This window comes from Paenibacillus paeoniae (assembly GCF_003388735.1).
Taxonomy (GTDB): domain Bacteria; phylum Bacillota; class Bacilli; order Paenibacillales; family Paenibacillaceae; genus Pristimantibacillus; species Pristimantibacillus paeoniae.
The window spans coordinates 44169-58979 of the sequence record NZ_QUBQ01000007.1 but is presented as its reverse complement, the minus strand read 5'-3'; the positions used below and the strand labels follow the sequence as shown (position 1 = coordinate 58979).

General features: G+C 50.3%; 16 protein-coding genes. 4 read left to right on the top strand and 12 right to left on the bottom strand.

From position 1 onward, the window contains the following. Positions 1-90: 90 nt before the first annotated feature. Both sigJ and DX130_RS23570 read left to right on the top strand, forming a co-directional pair. Positions 91-993, top strand: a complete 903-nt coding sequence (gene sigJ, locus DX130_RS23575; RefSeq protein ID WP_116049566.1) for an RNA polymerase sigma factor SigJ — start codon at positions 91-93, stop codon at positions 991-993. A gap of 54 nt (positions 994-1047) precedes the next feature. Beyond that, complete coding sequence (locus tag DX130_RS23570; RefSeq protein ID WP_116049564.1) at positions 1048-1485, top strand: carboxymuconolactone decarboxylase family protein; 438 nt, start codon at positions 1048-1050, stop codon at positions 1483-1485. A 126-nt stretch (positions 1486-1611) separates the two neighbouring features. Here DX130_RS23570 and sdaAA read toward each other — a convergent pair whose 3' ends face one another. From sdaAA to ychF, 6 genes are all read right to left on the bottom strand, one after another. Next, entirely contained in the window at positions 1612-2505 is an 894-nt protein-coding gene (sdaAA, locus tag DX130_RS23565; protein ID WP_116049562.1) for an L-serine ammonia-lyase, iron-sulfur-dependent, subunit alpha, read from the bottom strand. Further along, positions 2483-3238 carry an L-serine ammonia-lyase, iron-sulfur-dependent subunit beta gene (gene sdaAB / locus DX130_RS23560; protein WP_116049561.1) on the bottom strand — a complete coding sequence of 252 codons (756 nt, stop codon included), beginning with the start codon at positions 3236-3238 and terminating at the stop codon, positions 2483-2485. The genes sdaAA and sdaAB overlap by 23 nt, the downstream gene beginning before the upstream one ends. 104 nt (positions 3239-3342) lie before the next feature. After that, positions 3343-3471 (bottom strand): hypothetical protein, encoded by a 129-nt coding sequence (locus tag DX130_RS27290; RefSeq protein ID WP_276310910.1) that lies wholly within the window; start codon positions 3469-3471, stop codon positions 3343-3345. A gap of 29 nt (positions 3472-3500) precedes the next feature. Beyond that, positions 3501-4460, bottom strand: a complete 960-nt coding sequence (gene prmC / locus DX130_RS23555) for a peptide chain release factor N(5)-glutamine methyltransferase (protein WP_116049776.1) — start codon at positions 4458-4460, stop codon at positions 3501-3503. A gap of 131 nt (positions 4461-4591) precedes the next feature. After that, a complete protein-coding gene (gene prfA / locus DX130_RS23550; RefSeq protein WP_116049559.1) occupies positions 4592-5662 on the bottom strand; it encodes a peptide chain release factor 1 in 1071 nt (356 codons plus the stop codon). A gap of 255 nt (positions 5663-5917) precedes the next feature. Continuing rightward, positions 5918-7018, bottom strand: a complete 1101-nt coding sequence (gene ychF, locus DX130_RS23545) for a redox-regulated ATPase YchF (protein WP_116049557.1) — start codon at positions 7016-7018, stop codon at positions 5918-5920. Between the two features lie 219 nt (positions 7019-7237). Between ychF and DX130_RS26620 the strand changes: the two genes are divergently transcribed. Then, positions 7238-7381 carry a hypothetical protein gene (locus tag DX130_RS26620; RefSeq protein WP_165861432.1) on the top strand — a complete coding sequence of 48 codons (144 nt, stop codon included), beginning with the start codon at positions 7238-7240 and terminating at the stop codon, positions 7379-7381. A 135-nt stretch (positions 7382-7516) separates the two neighbouring features. Here the strand turns inward: DX130_RS26620 and DX130_RS23540 are convergent, their stop codons facing one another. The 6 genes from DX130_RS23540 to DX130_RS23515 all read right to left on the bottom strand — a co-directional run bounded on the left by DX130_RS23540 (position 7517) and on the right by DX130_RS23515 (position 14350). Further along, positions 7517-8398: a carbohydrate ABC transporter permease gene (locus DX130_RS23540; protein ID WP_116049556.1), complete on the bottom strand. Its 882-nt coding sequence runs from the start codon at positions 8396-8398 to the stop codon at positions 7517-7519. Positions 8399-8421: 23 nt separating this feature from the next. Further along, positions 8422-9282 (bottom strand): carbohydrate ABC transporter permease, encoded by an 861-nt coding sequence (locus tag DX130_RS23535; RefSeq protein ID WP_240644676.1) that lies wholly within the window; start codon positions 9280-9282, stop codon positions 8422-8424. 119 nt (positions 9283-9401) lie between these two features. Beyond that, the gene (locus DX130_RS23530; protein WP_116049553.1) at positions 9402-10742 is read right to left on the bottom strand and encodes an ABC transporter substrate-binding protein; all 1341 of its coding nucleotides are present in this window, start codon (positions 10740-10742) and stop codon (positions 9402-9404) included. A gap of 264 nt (positions 10743-11006) precedes the next feature. Then, positions 11007-13382, bottom strand: coding sequence for an S-layer homology domain-containing protein (locus DX130_RS23525; RefSeq protein WP_116049551.1), 2376 nt, complete (start codon positions 13380-13382; stop codon positions 11007-11009). A 169-nt stretch (positions 13383-13551) separates the two neighbouring features. Next, complete coding sequence (gene trxA, locus DX130_RS23520) at positions 13552-13866, bottom strand: thioredoxin (protein ID WP_116049549.1); 315 nt, start codon at positions 13864-13866, stop codon at positions 13552-13554. Between the two features lie 67 nt (positions 13867-13933). Continuing rightward, positions 13934-14350, bottom strand: coding sequence for an RrF2 family transcriptional regulator (locus DX130_RS23515; protein WP_116049547.1), 417 nt, complete (start codon positions 14348-14350; stop codon positions 13934-13936). A 241-nt stretch (positions 14351-14591) separates the two neighbouring features. On the opposite strand from DX130_RS23515, the gene DX130_RS23510 reads away from it, so the two are divergent. Then, positions 14592-14801, top strand: a complete 210-nt coding sequence (locus DX130_RS23510; RefSeq protein ID WP_116049545.1) for a hypothetical protein — start codon at positions 14592-14594, stop codon at positions 14799-14801. The last annotated feature ends 10 nt before the right edge of the window (positions 14802-14811 follow it).

Sequence of the window (14811 nt, the reverse complement as noted above, 5' to 3'; positions counted from 1 at the left end):
ATCCGTTATTATGCCCGTGATGGCAAATCTATAAACCTATCAGGCTAGCATAAAAATCATCTTTGCCAAGTGAAGGAGAGAATTAACTCTATGCAAGAACCACAGCCTTATGAAACTTACCGCCCCTTGCTGCTTAGTCTGGCTTACCGAATGCTAGGTTCAGTCAGCGACGCCGAGGATATCGTACAGGAGGTATTTCTGGACTATTATCAGATAGATCGTAAGGGGATTGAGCATGATAAAGCCTATCTGGCGAAAATGGTCACCAATCGTTGTTTAAATGAGCAGCAATCTGCACGCAAGAGACGTGAGACTTATGTCGGCAACTGGCTGCCCGAGCCTGACGTTATCTATAGCGCTGACGGCAAAGACAACCCAGCCGACAGGCTGGAGAAGTACGAAACCATTACCTATGCCATGCTTGTGATGTTGGAGAATCTAAGCGCTATCGAACGAGCTGTATTTGTGTTGAGGGAGACCCTCGCCTTCGATTACGCAGACATCTCGGACATGACGGGGAAATCTGAAGCTAACTGCCGTAAGCTGCTGAGCCGAGCCAAGGATAAGCTCGGCGTTCTTCCGAATTTACCCGTCTTCCATAACAAGCGGGCTCTGGAGCTAGCCGGCGCATTCATCCGTGCGGCGGAGACCGGCGACACAGCCCTGTTAGTTGGTATGCTGGCGGAAGACGCTATTATGGTCTCAGACGGCGGAGGCAAAGTACATGCCGCTATCTTCCCGATCATGGGACGCACCCGCATTGTGGCACTCTACGAGGGACTGGCCCGCAAAGGAAACCAACCAAGCAGTCAAGCTTACATACCTGCTTGGATCAGCGGGCAATCCGGCTTGCTGCTTCTACAGAACGGTCATCCTGCCAGGGTACTAACGTTCCAATGGGATGCTTCCGGGGAGAAGATCGAACGAATCTATCTCGTTATGAACCCGGACAAACTATCGCATGTCACAAATGCAGACGCTATTTTGTCTTAGTTATAGACCGGTTCATATCTGAATCAGGCACATCAGAGAAGGAGAGTGGATGGAATGAGCACCAGAATAAATATTAATCAAGTGAATCCAGAGGCGTACGCAACCATGAGCGGCATGGAGAAATTCGTAAGAGCCTCAAGTTTGGAGAAGCCAATCATTGAATTGGTCAAAATACGCGCGTCGCAATTGAACGGCTGTGCATTCTGCATCAATATGCATACGAAGGAAGCACGGAGCGAGGGAGAGACGGAGCAACGCATCTATGCGCTGAGCGCTTGGAGGGATACCCCTTATTTTTCGGAGAAGGAACAAGCTGCGTTGGCATTGACGGAGGCTGTTACGCTGATCGCGAACCATCATGTGCCGGACGAGGTGTACCAAGAAGCTGCGAAGCACTTTGACGATAAATCATTGTCCGAGCTCATCATAGCCATCATTACCATTAACGGCTGGAACCGGATCGCAATTACAACGAGTCTAATGCCGGAGTAGATTCTGCATCATCCCTGCGACTAACACAAACAGAACCTTCACTGCCATGCGGGCAGTGAAGGTTCTTGCGGTTGCACACCAGTTATGGCGATAGCTGTCTATTGATTGCGCTCTGAATCAACCAAATCACGACTTCTTTGGCTTAGTACGGAGAGAGCTAAGATTACGCAAAATTGCTTTGCCGGTAGGCGTCTGAGCCAGGCCTCCACCCGCTGTCTCCCGATGCTTGTCCGGCATCGCAGAGCCCACTTCCAGCATCACCTGTATTACTTCATCCGTAGGGATCGCGCTTCGCACACCTGCGAGCGCCATATCAGCCGCAGCCAACGCTGTCACCGCACCAAAGCCGTTGCGTACAATACAAGGCACCTCAACTAATCCGCCAACTGGATCGCAAATAAGGCCGAGCGTATTTTTCAGCGCCAACCCGACCGCATGAACGGCTTGCGCCGGGTTGCCGCCCTGCAGCTCTGTTAGCGCGCCTGCCGCCATTCCAATGGCGGAACCGATTTCTGCCTGACAGCCGCCCTCGGCGCCAGATACAAATGAGTTATTCGCAATGACATAACCGATTGCGCCCGCTGCGAATAATCCGTACGTCATATGCTCATTCGACCAGCCGTACCGCTCCTGGCAGCTAACGAACACACCGGGAATAATGCCGCAAGAGCCTGCCGTCGGTGTCGCAATGATGCGGCCCATGGACGCATTCACTTCCGAAACCGCAAGCGCATAGGCCATAGCATCTCCTGCAACGCCTAGATTGGAAGGAAAGCTCTTATTATAAGCGTCTACCCGCTGTGCATCCAGACCCGACAGCCCGCTGCGAGAGGTTGTATCCTCTGTCAGCCCCCGCTGAACAGCGTCTTTCATCACTGTGTAATAATCGGCCATCTTCACAAATTCCTCTTCCGGCGATTGACCGGACTCGGCCGCTTGCTCCGCGAGCATCAACTCGCCGATGCTCATCCCTTCATCGGCGCATAGCCTCGCTAGCTCATTCAGATGGCGAAACCTCATCCTCCTCCACTCCCTTCGGATACTCCCCCGGACTTTGCGACTTTTTAGCCATTGTACATTTATCCGTAATATCGACTACTCGGATCGATTGAACGGCGCTAATTCGCCTCAGATGACTCAGCATAACCTCCGTAATTTCCGTATCCAGTTCGATGACGGTCAATGCATCTCCACTGCGGCTTTTCCGATCAACAGACATATAGCCAATATTGGAATGCTCCTCCTTCAGTTCGCCCGTAATGTCGGCAACAACGCCCGGATGATCGGCATGAAAAAGAACTAGGGTCGGATAGATAGCTGTCATTTTCACCCGAAAGCCATTAATCTCCACGATCTCGATGTTGCCCCCACCGATAGAAGTGCCAAGCACCTCCACACTCTCTCCCGCTGCGCTTACAAGCTTCACGCGGGCTGTATTGGGATGAGGATAAAGCCCCTTTCCTTCATGGAAGGTTACCTGTATGCCCCGCTCCTCCTCAGCCAGACGAATGGCATCCGGGATACGGGAATCATCAGTCTGAAAATCAAGTATACCGCCTATTATAGCCACATCTGTCCCATGCCCGGCATAGGTAGCGGCGAATGATCCATAGAACGCAATGTCTGCCTGGACTGGCGCATCCGCTAACAAATGTCTAGCCGAACGTCCAATACGGGCAGCTCCGGCCGTATGCGAGCTTGATGGCCCGACCATGGCCGGACCGATGATGGAGAACACATCCTTAAATCTCATCCTATACCCGCTCCCGTTGCGAAAAGTTCAATCATAAGCTACTGCCCACTATCTCATAAGCAGGAGCAAGACGATCCGGCACTACAGCACATTGCCTCATATCCTCACAGCTGGTTTTTACTGTAGTGTATGCCGACAGGAATCAGTTCAACCAAGGCGATCAAAAAAGACGGAATGGCCGCTTCCAACTGGCATAGCCAATCGGTCATCAGCGACCATTCCTTCCCTATCACCCCTCGTTGCCCTCTACAACGGCAATTATTTATATGGAAGATTGGACTGCGACAATATGCCGTTCAATCCCATTGTAATCGGTAATGATGCGAATATCGTCCCAAGCCCCCAGCTCGCGCATCAACTCCGCAACGATGACAGGCTGGCCCATGCCGAGCTCGAAGGCCACGATGCGTGGCATGGACGTGAGCAGCGACAGCTGCTCCAGCATTCGGCGGTACGGATCAAGCCCGTCCGCCCCGCCCTCCAGCGCGAGGTGCGGCTCATAATCCCGCACCTCGCGCTGCAAGCCCGGCATATCCGCCGCCGGTATATACGGCGGATTGGACACAAGCACGTCGATGCGTATGCCTCCATCGACGGCAGTGCCCCCGCGCCCTGAAGCAATGAAGGGCGCGAGCAGGTCGCCCTGCGCGAATGAAATGCGGCCCGATACCTCGTGACGGGCCGCATTCGCGCGGGCGACTTCCAGCGCGTCCGGCGACAGATCGGACGCGCATACGCGCCAGTCGTGACGCTCTGCTGACAGCGTCACGGCAATGGCGCCGCTGCCGGTGCCGACGTCGACCACCGTCGGCACCGCGGCGCCAGTCTCGGCAGCCGGAGGCCAGAGCCGATCGGCGGCCGCCAATACCGCTTCCACGAGCAGCTCCGTCTCGGGGCGCGGAATCAATACGGCGGACGTCACCGCAAAGGGACGTCCGTAGAACCACTCTTCGCCGATCACATACTGCAGCGGCTCACCTGTCGCTCTGCGGCGCACCAGCGACTCCCACGTCTCAGCTTGATCGGCAGGGAATGAATTATGCCAGGCCATGAGCAAAGCCGCGCGGTCAATCCCAAGCATATGCAGAAGCAGGCGTTCTGCATGGCTGCGGCCATCCTCCACGCCTTGTCCCTCCAGCCATACGCCGGCGCGGTCGCGCGCTTCCCTGAGCGTCATCGGCAGACTATGCCAACTTACGTCTGCCCTAATAGGATCTACCATTTTCTCTTCTCCCTCGTCCAGCCCAATATAAGCAGAAAGCCGGATCACCGCCGCTTGCACAAGGCAAAGCGCACGACAGTCCGGCATCTCTGGGACATGCAAATGCTGCATGGTTATATCCTTTTATTTCTTTACATCGACTCGCGTTCCATCATATCCGCTTGCTCTGCAATCGTGAGCGACGAAATAATGTCGGCAATATCGCCGTTCATGACAGAATCCAAGCGATGCAACGTTAGGTTAATGCGATGGTCCGTTACACGGCTTTGCGGGAAGTTGTACGTGCGAATCCGCTCACTACGGTCGCCAGTACCCACTTTGCTCTTACGCTCACCCGCATACTTCGCTTCCTCTTCTTGACGACGGATGTCGTAGATACGAGCGCGAAGCACTTGAAGCGCCTTAGCCTTATTGTCATTCTGTGATTTGCCGTCTTGGCAAGTCGCCATAATACCAGTTGGCACGTGCAGCACGCGAACAGCGGATTTCGTCGTATTGACGGATTGTCCGCCTGCGCCGCTGGAGCAGAAGGTATCGATTCGAATATCTTTGTCCGATATTTCAATTTCGACTTCTTCCACTTCCGGCATAACTGCAACGGTCGAGGTAGACGTATGAATACGTCCGCCGGACTCCGTTACCGGGATACGCTGTACACGATGCGCGCCGCTCTCGTATTTCAGCTTGCTGTAAGCGCCCTTGCCGTTGATGGAGAAGATCACCTCTTTGAACCCGCCAAGGTCATTCTCCGTAAATTCCATCAGCTCTACACGCCAGCCTTGGGAATCTGCGAACTTCGTATACATGCGATACAATTCATAAGCGAACAAAGCCGCTTCATCGCCGCCTGCCGCTCCGCGAATTTCCACGATAACGTTCTTGTCATCATTCGGGTCCTTCGGCAGTAACAGAATACGCATGATTTCTTCCAACTCAGCCTTGCGCGCAGATAGCTCGTCAATCTCCATCTTCACCATCTCGCGCATCTCATCATCCATCTTCTCGCCTTGCATGAGCTTGGCGTCTTCCAGTTGCTCCGTTACCTGCTTATATTCCGTATAGGCGTCATGCGCCTCTTGTAGATCGGACTGCTCCTTGGACAGATCTCTAAGCCGCTTCGGATCGCTGGATACGTCCGGATCGCATAGAAGCTCGCTTAGCTTCTCATATCGGTCGGCGAGTGCTTGTAATCGGTCAAACACGTTTATTCACCTCTGTTTTATTCCATTAAGATATACAATATTATAACACAACCGTAAAGGTGTATCGATATGAGGTTTTAACCACCTCACACTATTTTATCCACAGTTCATCCACATACTGTGCACATCTTGTCCACATCGTGGAAAATGTATTCAAATAAAGCGCGTGAGCGCCTAACTTTAGGTTCATCTCACGCGCTCTTTGTATGACATTAACAGCGATTTCCTTGGCCTACTTAATGCCTAAGTAAGACTCTATACATTGAAGCGGAAGTGCATCACGTCACCGTCGCGCACCACATATTCTTTGCCTTCCAGACGAAGCTGTCCTCGCTCGCGAGCCACGCCCATCGAACCCGCCGCTGCCAAATCATCGAACGATACCACTTCCGCACGGATAAAGCCGCGCTCGAAGTCGGTGTGGATGACGCCTGCCGCTTGCGGCGCTTTCGTCCCTTGGCGAATCGTCCAAGCGCGCACTTCTTGTACCCCAGCTGTGAAATACGTATACAAGCCAAGAAGCTTGTACGCACCGCGGATCAGACGATTAAGACCCGATTCCGCCATGCCCAGCTCTTGCAGGAACATTTCCTTGTCTTCGCCTTCCAGCTCTGCAATCTCCGATTCCACTTTCGCACTGATTGGTACGACTTCCGCACCTTCTTCAGCAGCGAATTTGCGCACGATCTGTACGTATTCGTTATCGTCCGTGCCGCCTGCTTCTTCTTCGCTCACATTTGTTGCATACAATACCGGTTTCATCGTCAGCAGATGAAGATCGCGCAGGAGCAGTTTCTCGTCATCAGTCAGCTCGAGGCTGCGAGCCGGCTTATCGTTAAATAGCGATTCTTTCAGACGCTCCAGTATTTCAACTTCCTGAGCAACCTTCTTGTCGCCGCCCTTCAAGTTTTTGCGCGAGCGCTCGATCCGCTTCTCTACCGTATCCAGATCGGCAAGAATCAGCTCCAGATTAATTGTTGTAATGTCGCTGATTGGATCTACTTTTCCTGCAACATGCGTAATGTTCTCATCCTGGAAGCAGCGTACAACATGCACGATGGCATCTACTTCACGGATGTGTGCAAGGAACTTGTTGCCAAGTCCTTCGCCTTTACTTGCGCCAGCTACAAGTCCGGCAATATCTACAAATTCAAATGCTGTAGGCACGATGCTCTTCGGCACGACCAGTTCCACCAGTTTATCCAGACGCTCGTCCGGCACTTCAACAACGCCTACGTTGGGATCGATCGTACAGAACGGATAGTTTGCCGACTCCGCTCCCGCTTGTGTAATCGCATTAAACAAAGTCGACTTGCCGACATTGGGCAAACCTACAATTCCAGCTTTCAAAGCCATGTATGAGACACTCCTTATTATCCGAAAAGTAAACAACTCCCGTCATTATACCCTAGCGACTTCCACTTTGAAAGGGCTAAGGCCAATCCGGGCTCCCTCGCCGCTGCACGGGACCTCAAATGCACAAAGAAGCAGGAGAATCGCAGCGCTTTCTTCCATTGGAATGCTCCTCTCCGCAAAGGCCATACTATTCATATGAAGCAACAGGAGGTGACAACCATGGAAAACCAATCCCACAAGAACAACTACAAAGGCACAACGAACATGAAAGCCAAAAATCAGGATATGGCATTTGTTAATGACACCGTAAAAGATACCAAGTCCACATCCAACTTCTCCTCTAATAAGAAGAAAACCGACTGACCATTGACTATGCCTCTCTAACCAATTCATGCCAACTCATACAGCCACGTCATAACCGGTCCTTACCGGTTACAACGTGGCTGTAGAGTTACTTATTGTTCAAGCAGACCTTTAGAGAGTAAGGAATATTGAAGATTACCCTTTTACTGCGCCTTCTGTCAGGCCCTTCTCAATGTACTTCGAAATAAACAGGTACACCAGCAATACCGGAACGACGGTCAGCGAGACTGCCGTTGCCATCAAGCCAAAGTCCGTGCCGTATTGTGAGCTGATCTCACTCAGCAACAATACGATTGGGCGAACCGCTTCTTTGTTAACAAAGATCAGCGCCGAGAACAAATCATTATACGACCACAGGAATACGAAGATCGCTGCGGACGCAAACGCGGGTCTGGAGATAGGCAATAATATTTTCACAAACAATGAGAAGCGATTACATCCGTCAATAAAGGCAGCTTCCTCCAGTTCCTTCGGGATGGTAGCCATATAGCCAGCCAAAACCAAAATGGCGAACGTAAGGTTGCCTGCTGTATGAGGGAACATCAAACCAAAATAAGTGTTGACCAATTTTGTTTTGATCAGCAGCTCGTAGACAGGAACGACCGTCGCAAATGCAGGAATAAGCAAGCTTGCATATAGGATAGAGAACAGTACTCTTCTGCCGCGGAAATTAAACCTCGACAGAACATAGGCAGCCAGACCGCCGAACAGAAGCACAAGCAACACCGTTCCGCCTGACATGATCAAGCTGTTTAAGTACCCTTTGCCGATGTTGACACGGTCGAAAGCATTTGTATAGTTAACCATGACAGGATCAAATGCGATTTTAAAAGAGTTGTTCATAACGTCGCGGGATACTTTGAACGAGTTGTTCACAATCCAGAACATCGCGTATATGGTCGATAAGGACCATCCGAACAACACTAGGTAGGAAAGAAAGGAGCCGAGGCTAATGTTGATTTTTCTCCTTGTTTTCACAGTGTTAATTTTTTGGTCTCCTCTTGCTAATTGTTGCATAAACGTACACCCCTAATACCAGCTTAGTATGTGATTTCATCTCTTTTCAGAAGTCGGTTCGCGAGCAGTGACAAAAGTACGCCGAACACTACGATATAGATTGCAATCGTCGAACCATATCCAAAGTTCCGGTCTACAATCGCTTTCTTAAATATGTAAGTACCGAGTACTTCCGTTCCATTCGCGCCTCTTGTCAAGATGTAAATGAATTCGAACACTTTCATCGTGCCCGTAATCGCCAGCGTAATGACCACCTTGATATCACTCATAATAAGCGGAATGGTCAACAGGAATGTCTTTTTCACACCTGTAATCCCTTCCAGCTTGGCCGCTTCATAAAAGTCAGATGGAATTTTGGACATAGCCGTTAGGAAGAGTACGAAATAGAAGCCGACGTAATGCCATACCGTTGGAATGGCTACAGCTTTTAGGGCCATGCTTTCGCTCAGCCAGTTAACCTTGGAGAAACCGAAATTTTGCAAAATCGTGTTAAGCAAGCCGAATTGAAAGTTGTAGAACAATACAAACAGTAATGCAATAGCTGTACCCGAAATAACAACCGGGAAGAAAAATACCGTTCGGAAGAAGCCTTTGCCCCAAGTAATGTTGTCGACCAAGACTGCCAGAAACAGCGCAATACCCACCTGGAACACGATAACATAAAACATTAATTCCAATGTATGAAGGGTGGCGGCGCCAAGTAAATTGTCTGAAAACATGCGGACATAGTTATCCAGGCCGACATACGTTTTTGTCGAAAAGCCTTGTGTTCGGAAGAAACTTAGAAATAAGCTCTTAAAGAACGGATAGTACAGGAACACTGACATAAATGCTGCCGCCGGCAACAGAAACATCACGATATACTTGCGATCGCCCTTCATCATTTATCACCTTTGATGTTTATTTTTCGTCTGCACGGTTCGGAAATGATGACGCCGCCCTTGAATCAGAGGGGCGGCGGCTATCATTTTTCCCTTGCACTACTTACAAGTTAGAAACGCTCTTATTTAGCTGAGTCTTCGACTTTCTTAGCCGCATCAATCGCTTCAGTTCCTGTTTTCTTGCCTGTTACGACAGGCTGAACATTAGCACGAAGCTCGGAGAATGTTTCAGGTGTCACTTTGGAGTCAATTGGCGAGTTAACGGAAGTTGCTTCCGATACCATTTTGAATCCGTCAAGTACAGCTTGTGTTACGCCTTCTGGCTCAACACCCGCTGCTGCTGGCGTACCGCCGTTAGCTGTAGCGATGTTTTTAATTGTTGCTGGGGAAGTCAGGTGTTTCAGCAATGCGATTGTTGCGTCTTTCTTAGCAGCGTTGTCATAAGTTGCTTTCGATACGTAGAAACCAGTACCGAAGCCGCCTACCACGTCTTTGCCAGTGCCTGCTCCGCCTGGAACTGCAGGGAAAGGAAGAACAGTTGTGTTCGCTTTTGTCTCGTCGGACAGACCGCCGATTGCCCACGATCCTTCTAGAACCATAGCTGCCAGACCTTCGGAGTAGTAGTTCGCCGCCATACCAAGATCGATTGTTGCAGCGTCCTCTGGGAATGCGCCTAGATCATATAGTTCTTTCATAGCATCCAGGCCTTTAGCCCAGTTTGGATCTACTGCGTCTTTCAGACCTTTGTTTTGGCTCTCGGAACCAGCCGCTGCCAGAATGAAGTGCTCGAGCAGGTAATGGGATTGGTCGAATGGACCGGACAAAGGAATGATGCCTTTTGCTTTCAGGCCAGAAACCGCTGCTTTCATTTTTTCCCAATCAGTAGGAAGCTCAACGCCGTTATCAGCGAAGATCTTTTTGTTAACAAGCAAACCCTCGAAGAAACCTGTCAAAGGAATTGCATATGTTTTGCCATCTTCGTGTTTAGCGAATTCTAGAGCTGCAGGAGCGAAACCGTTTTTCCACTCTGGGTCAGCATCCAGAACTTCGTCCAAAGGAACGACTTTTTCGGATTTGATAATTTCGGAAGCGTCAGTGCCGATGAAGTAGAACAGAAGGTCAGGCTCGTTGCCATTTGTCATGTCTGTATTTACTTTTGTTCTGAAACCGTCATCGTTTGCGGACATGGTGTCGTTTTCAATTTTCACATGCGGGTTAGCAGATGTGAACTCGTCAAGCGCTTTTTGGAAAGCTTCGCGAGCTGCATCAGTGCCGCCGAATGTGGAGAATACACGAAGATTAACAGGGTCTGGCTCTTTGGATGGTTCTTGTGTTTCTGTCGGTGTGCTGGAAGGCGTGTTACTTGCCTTGCCGCCATCGGTAGGCTTATTACCGCCGCAAGCAGCTAGGAACATTGTCATCACGAGTAGCAAGCTTACGATAGTCAATGCTGATTTCTTCACTTCGAAAATCCCCCTTAGTATTATTAGGACCTCAGCCGGATCATTTCACCGGTTTTGTTTGGCCTACACTCAAAATGTTAGGACATATCTACTGGGTCGTCAACGGCTTGGAGGGCGTTTTCGGGGGGACATTCCTCTAATTACAGGGGGGACATTCCTATGACCTTTAGGGGTACATTTCTCTAAAATAGGGGGAAAATTTGAGAGACCGCAAAAGAGGCGACTCGCCTAAGCGAATCGCCTTCTCTGTTGCTTGTATTCTCCTTACATCCGAAGCGGCGCTTCCTGCAGCTCCGCCCTTTTTTGCAAATAGCGAAAGAAGGCAATGGATGCTTCGGCTCTTGTCACCTGCTTCTTCGGCAGGAATTTGCCGTCCGTCAAGTTCATAATACGCAAGCCCACGACAATAGCAGCCTGCCCTGTATTGGCGATATCCTTGCTGTCTTTGAAGCTCGCCTTGAAGATATGATCGTAATTGGCCAGCGAATTATATCCCAGCGCCCTTACGATCAGCTCTGCCATCTCATCGCGAGATACGGCAGCGTTCGGATTGAACGAACCGTCTCCCAGATCAATCAGGTTTTGCTGCAGAGCGCTTTCCACGTAGGCGAAGTAGGCCGAACCCGCCGCCACATCTTTGAAGGAAGCCTTGCTCATTGCAGTGACAGAAGCCGTTTCATAGGCATACTGGCGACCTTCGCTTCTGGCCAGCACCAGCATTTTGATCAGCTCGCCCCGGGTTATTGCTGCATTCGGACGCACCTTGCCGTCAATTAGGTCTAAAGCCTTATAAGCAACCATAAGACCAAGCGACTCCTCTGCCCAATGACCTTCTGCATCTGTCGGCTTCGGTATGACCAGCTGTGTCGGCTCGCCTGTCTCTCTGTTATGCCAGTTCCCCGTCACCGCATCAAGCATAACGTTCTCCGAGCGCGGCTTAGGCACAAGACGATAGACGAGTTCCACTCTTGATTGCTGCTTGATCTCTTCAGCGCCGCTCTCGCCTGCTGCCAACAGCGTCTGGTATTTCTGAATTGAAATCGCTTGATCCTTAAAGCGGTATTCCGAGAACAATCGGTACGTCAGCTGAATGGTGTAATAATCCAGGAAACGATCCAAAACTACACTATTGTTAATCGTTGAAGGAGCTTGCTCCGGATACTTATATTCTGTTAGATTGGCGCTATAGTTCTCCACGGTTCCCGATAAAGCATTAATTCCAACCGAAATATGATCATATGTTACGACGGCACCATGAACCTTGCGAAGGAACGTGATATAGTAGGAGCCAATTTCTTCAGGCTTACGATCCTTGTAGCGTTCCTCGGAAGGCTTCTGGAGATATAGCTCATGCGTCTGCCAAGGCAACTGCCCCTTAATGACTTCAGTTGCACGCTCCACCGCCTTATCGAGCGTAATTCCGCCTCCCGCCGCTTCCCCGCCTTTGACATTCTGATAGGAATAGAACTCCGTGATGGCCCCTGTACGACCATCAACGCTCGCATGGGCGAATCCGGCAGCTTTGCCATCCTTCTTCGCGCTCCACTCCAGACTCCATCTTGCACTCGACTTATCTGCTTCATCGACATATTCGCTGAAGCTTGCGTTCTCCAGCTTGTATTCCTGCGGAAGATCAAATGCCTTCTCTACGGAAGCAGCAGCCTCCGCTTGGGTGATTGAGAGAGGTGCAGGGCGCTTAGCGGACGGCTCCGCCGTCAAAGGCACATTCGATAACTCCTGACGGCTGAACGACATATAGTCGTTGGCGGGCAAGAGCTCCCCTGTCTCTGCGTTAATGACTACGGGCTGCAATTGATATTGCAGGAAAGGCTCTTTCTTCTGTCCCGAGTAAGGAATATAGTAGGACAGTTCTGGCAAAGCATGCTTGCGGATGCTCACCGACGCGTCCTCCAGGGAGATGGGCTTGGATGATGCCGGGAATACAATCGTGTCGTCCCACTCCAGCCTGAATTGCAACACATGGCCTTCACTGTCGATCGACAATTGAATGTAGTTATCCGTATAAGGAATCCCGTTCACGATCCGGTCATAAAGAAGCTCATGACGCACCTCTCCGGATAAAGGCGGCAGTACGCGAACGCCGGCATCCTCATTAAATTTTACTTTGGAGACATAATCAGAAGCGATTTCACCGATGAAATCGGCGGCCAGCTTCTGCGCTGCATCGCGATTCACTTTAAGTGGATATACAGGCTTTACGTTCGTCCCATCAGTAGAGGATTCAAAGCTTAGCAGTTGTCCGCTGTTGGCGTCCAAGGAGGCATAGATCCATCCCAATCGCTTCCCGTTTACCGTCTTTACGAATTCCATTCCCCACACGGGGATGGAGCCCTTTTGCTTATTTATCGATGTGCTGTTGGAGCCCTGCAGCTTGTAATCGCTTGGAATGCGTATGTATTGTCTGAGAAGCTTCTCTGCTTGCGCCTTGTCAATGGAACCCTTAGCTTTCGCACTGTCCTTGTTATTCGTTTCTGCGGATGTTGAATGGCCGGAAGCCGCTTCCGTTGTTGCCGATTTGCCTGGAGCAGTGTCGGCGTATGCCACAGGCATACTGCATAGACCTGCCAGCATTGCAGTGGTAAGGCTTAATGCCAATGCTTTCTTTATTCGTACGCTCACGAATGTTCCTCCTGACCAAATGTAAATTTATTCATATTTATAACGTGCTTTCCTGTGAAACGGTTGCAGTATAAATAAAAATGAAATAAAAAACGCTACCGTTCAGGCAGCTTAATGCTGCTAGTACGGTAGCGTTCCATCCCTTCACTTGCCGTGAAGGACTTTATGCTTAGATTTGGTTGGAGATTTTTGTTTTCAATGCGTCTTTGCTTTGCAGCCCAACCATTTTGTCGACAGGCTGTCCGTCTTTGAACAGGATCAGCGTTGGAATGCTCATTACGCCGAATTGGGACGCAAGCTCAGGCTCTTCATCCACGTTGATTTTTGCGATCGTCGCTTGACCTGCAAGCTCACCTGCAAGCTCTTCTACGATTGGAAGCTGCATTTTGCAAGGCCCGCACCAAGGAGCCCAGAAGTCAACCAAGGATACGCCACTCTCTACGCTTTGTGTAAAGTTATCTTTTGTCAATGCTACTGCTGACATTGTCAATCATCCTCTCTAAGACATGGTTTATGATCAAGGGAAGTCCCGTCTCACCAATAGAAAATTTCTAGCAAGCATGGATTTGCTTCAGAACATCGCTGATCGTGATGTCGCTGAAGTGCGCCTCCAGTTGTTTCTCCGCTTGGCAGAAGATGCCGAACATGACCTGATTCATATTGGAGCCCACGACGCAATCCATCTCTGGATTACCAGAGCACCAATTCGGTATAAGCGAGCCTTGAGCCATGACACGATAAATGTCTGCAAGCGTAACGGAATCCGGGTCAAGCGTTAGACGGTAACCGCCTCCCGAGCCTTCCCTGGTTTCCACGAAACCGCCCTTGCGCAGGGCGCTCATCACCTTGCGGACACGAGCGGAATGCGTGCCCACATTATCAGAGATCATATCGCTGCTTGCCATCTTCTCTGGTAAATAAGCCAAGTAGACGAGACTGTGTACGGCAATTGTAAATTCACTGTTCACGGTAAGCGGGCCTCCCTGCTTTGTACTGTAATAATATCAGTTACAGTTGGTGTTGTCAAGCACATGACAGCCCGTTGCCCATTATGTTTTGAATGCCGCTTCTCGCTTATTCATTATACGCTGCCCACGGTCCATTAATATTTTACCCATCGCAGTCATGAGCGAATCATCATTCTGAATATATATGAAGGAAGTCTCCACAAAAGCGCGGTTAAAAGCGCAGCATAGGAGGTGAAACACGGTGGGTTTGTTCGGCAATCGTTGGGTAGCAGTGCGCACGGAAACAGGCTCAAGGGCCGACGTGATCGATCGGCTTCAGGCGTTGTTCAAAAGCCATGGCATCAAGTCCAAAATTACCTTTGAAGGAAGTGCGTTGAAACGGATTCATGTGCCTAAGAAAGAGACTGAGCGGGCAAGGGAGCTGATAGAAGCTTTCGACAAGGAACGATAGATCCATAAGC

Excerpts from the sequence above, each read along its gene's own strand:
- sigJ (WP_116049566.1), top strand. The coding sequence starts at position 91 with ATGCAAGAACCACAGCCTTATGAAACTTACCGCCCCTTGCTGCTTAGT.
- DX130_RS23570 (WP_116049564.1), top strand. The coding sequence starts at position 1,048 with ATGAGCACCAGAATAAATATTAATCAAGTGAATCCAGAGGCGTACGCA.
- sdaAA (WP_116049562.1), bottom strand. The coding sequence starts at position 2,505 with ATGAGGTTTCGCCATCTGAATGAGCTAGCGAGGCTATGCGCCGATGAA.
- sdaAB (WP_116049561.1), bottom strand. The coding sequence starts at position 3,238 with ATGAGATTTAAGGATGTGTTCTCCATCATCGGTCCGGCCATGGTCGGG.
- prmC (WP_116049776.1), bottom strand. The coding sequence starts at position 4,460 with ATGGTAGATCCTATTAGGGCAGACGTAAGTTGGCATAGTCTGCCGATG.
- ychF (WP_116049557.1), bottom strand. The coding sequence starts at position 7,018 with ATGGCTTTGAAAGCTGGAATTGTAGGTTTGCCCAATGTCGGCAAGTCG.
- DX130_RS26620 (WP_165861432.1), top strand. The coding sequence starts at position 7,238 with ATGGAAAACCAATCCCACAAGAACAACTACAAAGGCACAACGAACATG.
- DX130_RS23540 (WP_116049556.1), bottom strand. The coding sequence starts at position 8,398 with ATGCAACAATTAGCAAGAGGAGACCAAAAAATTAACACTGTGAAAACA.
- DX130_RS23535 (WP_240644676.1), bottom strand. The coding sequence starts at position 9,282 with ATGATGAAGGGCGATCGCAAGTATATCGTGATGTTTCTGTTGCCGGCG.
- trxA (WP_116049549.1), bottom strand. The coding sequence starts at position 13,866 with ATGTCAGCAGTAGCATTGACAAAAGATAACTTTACACAAAGCGTAGAG.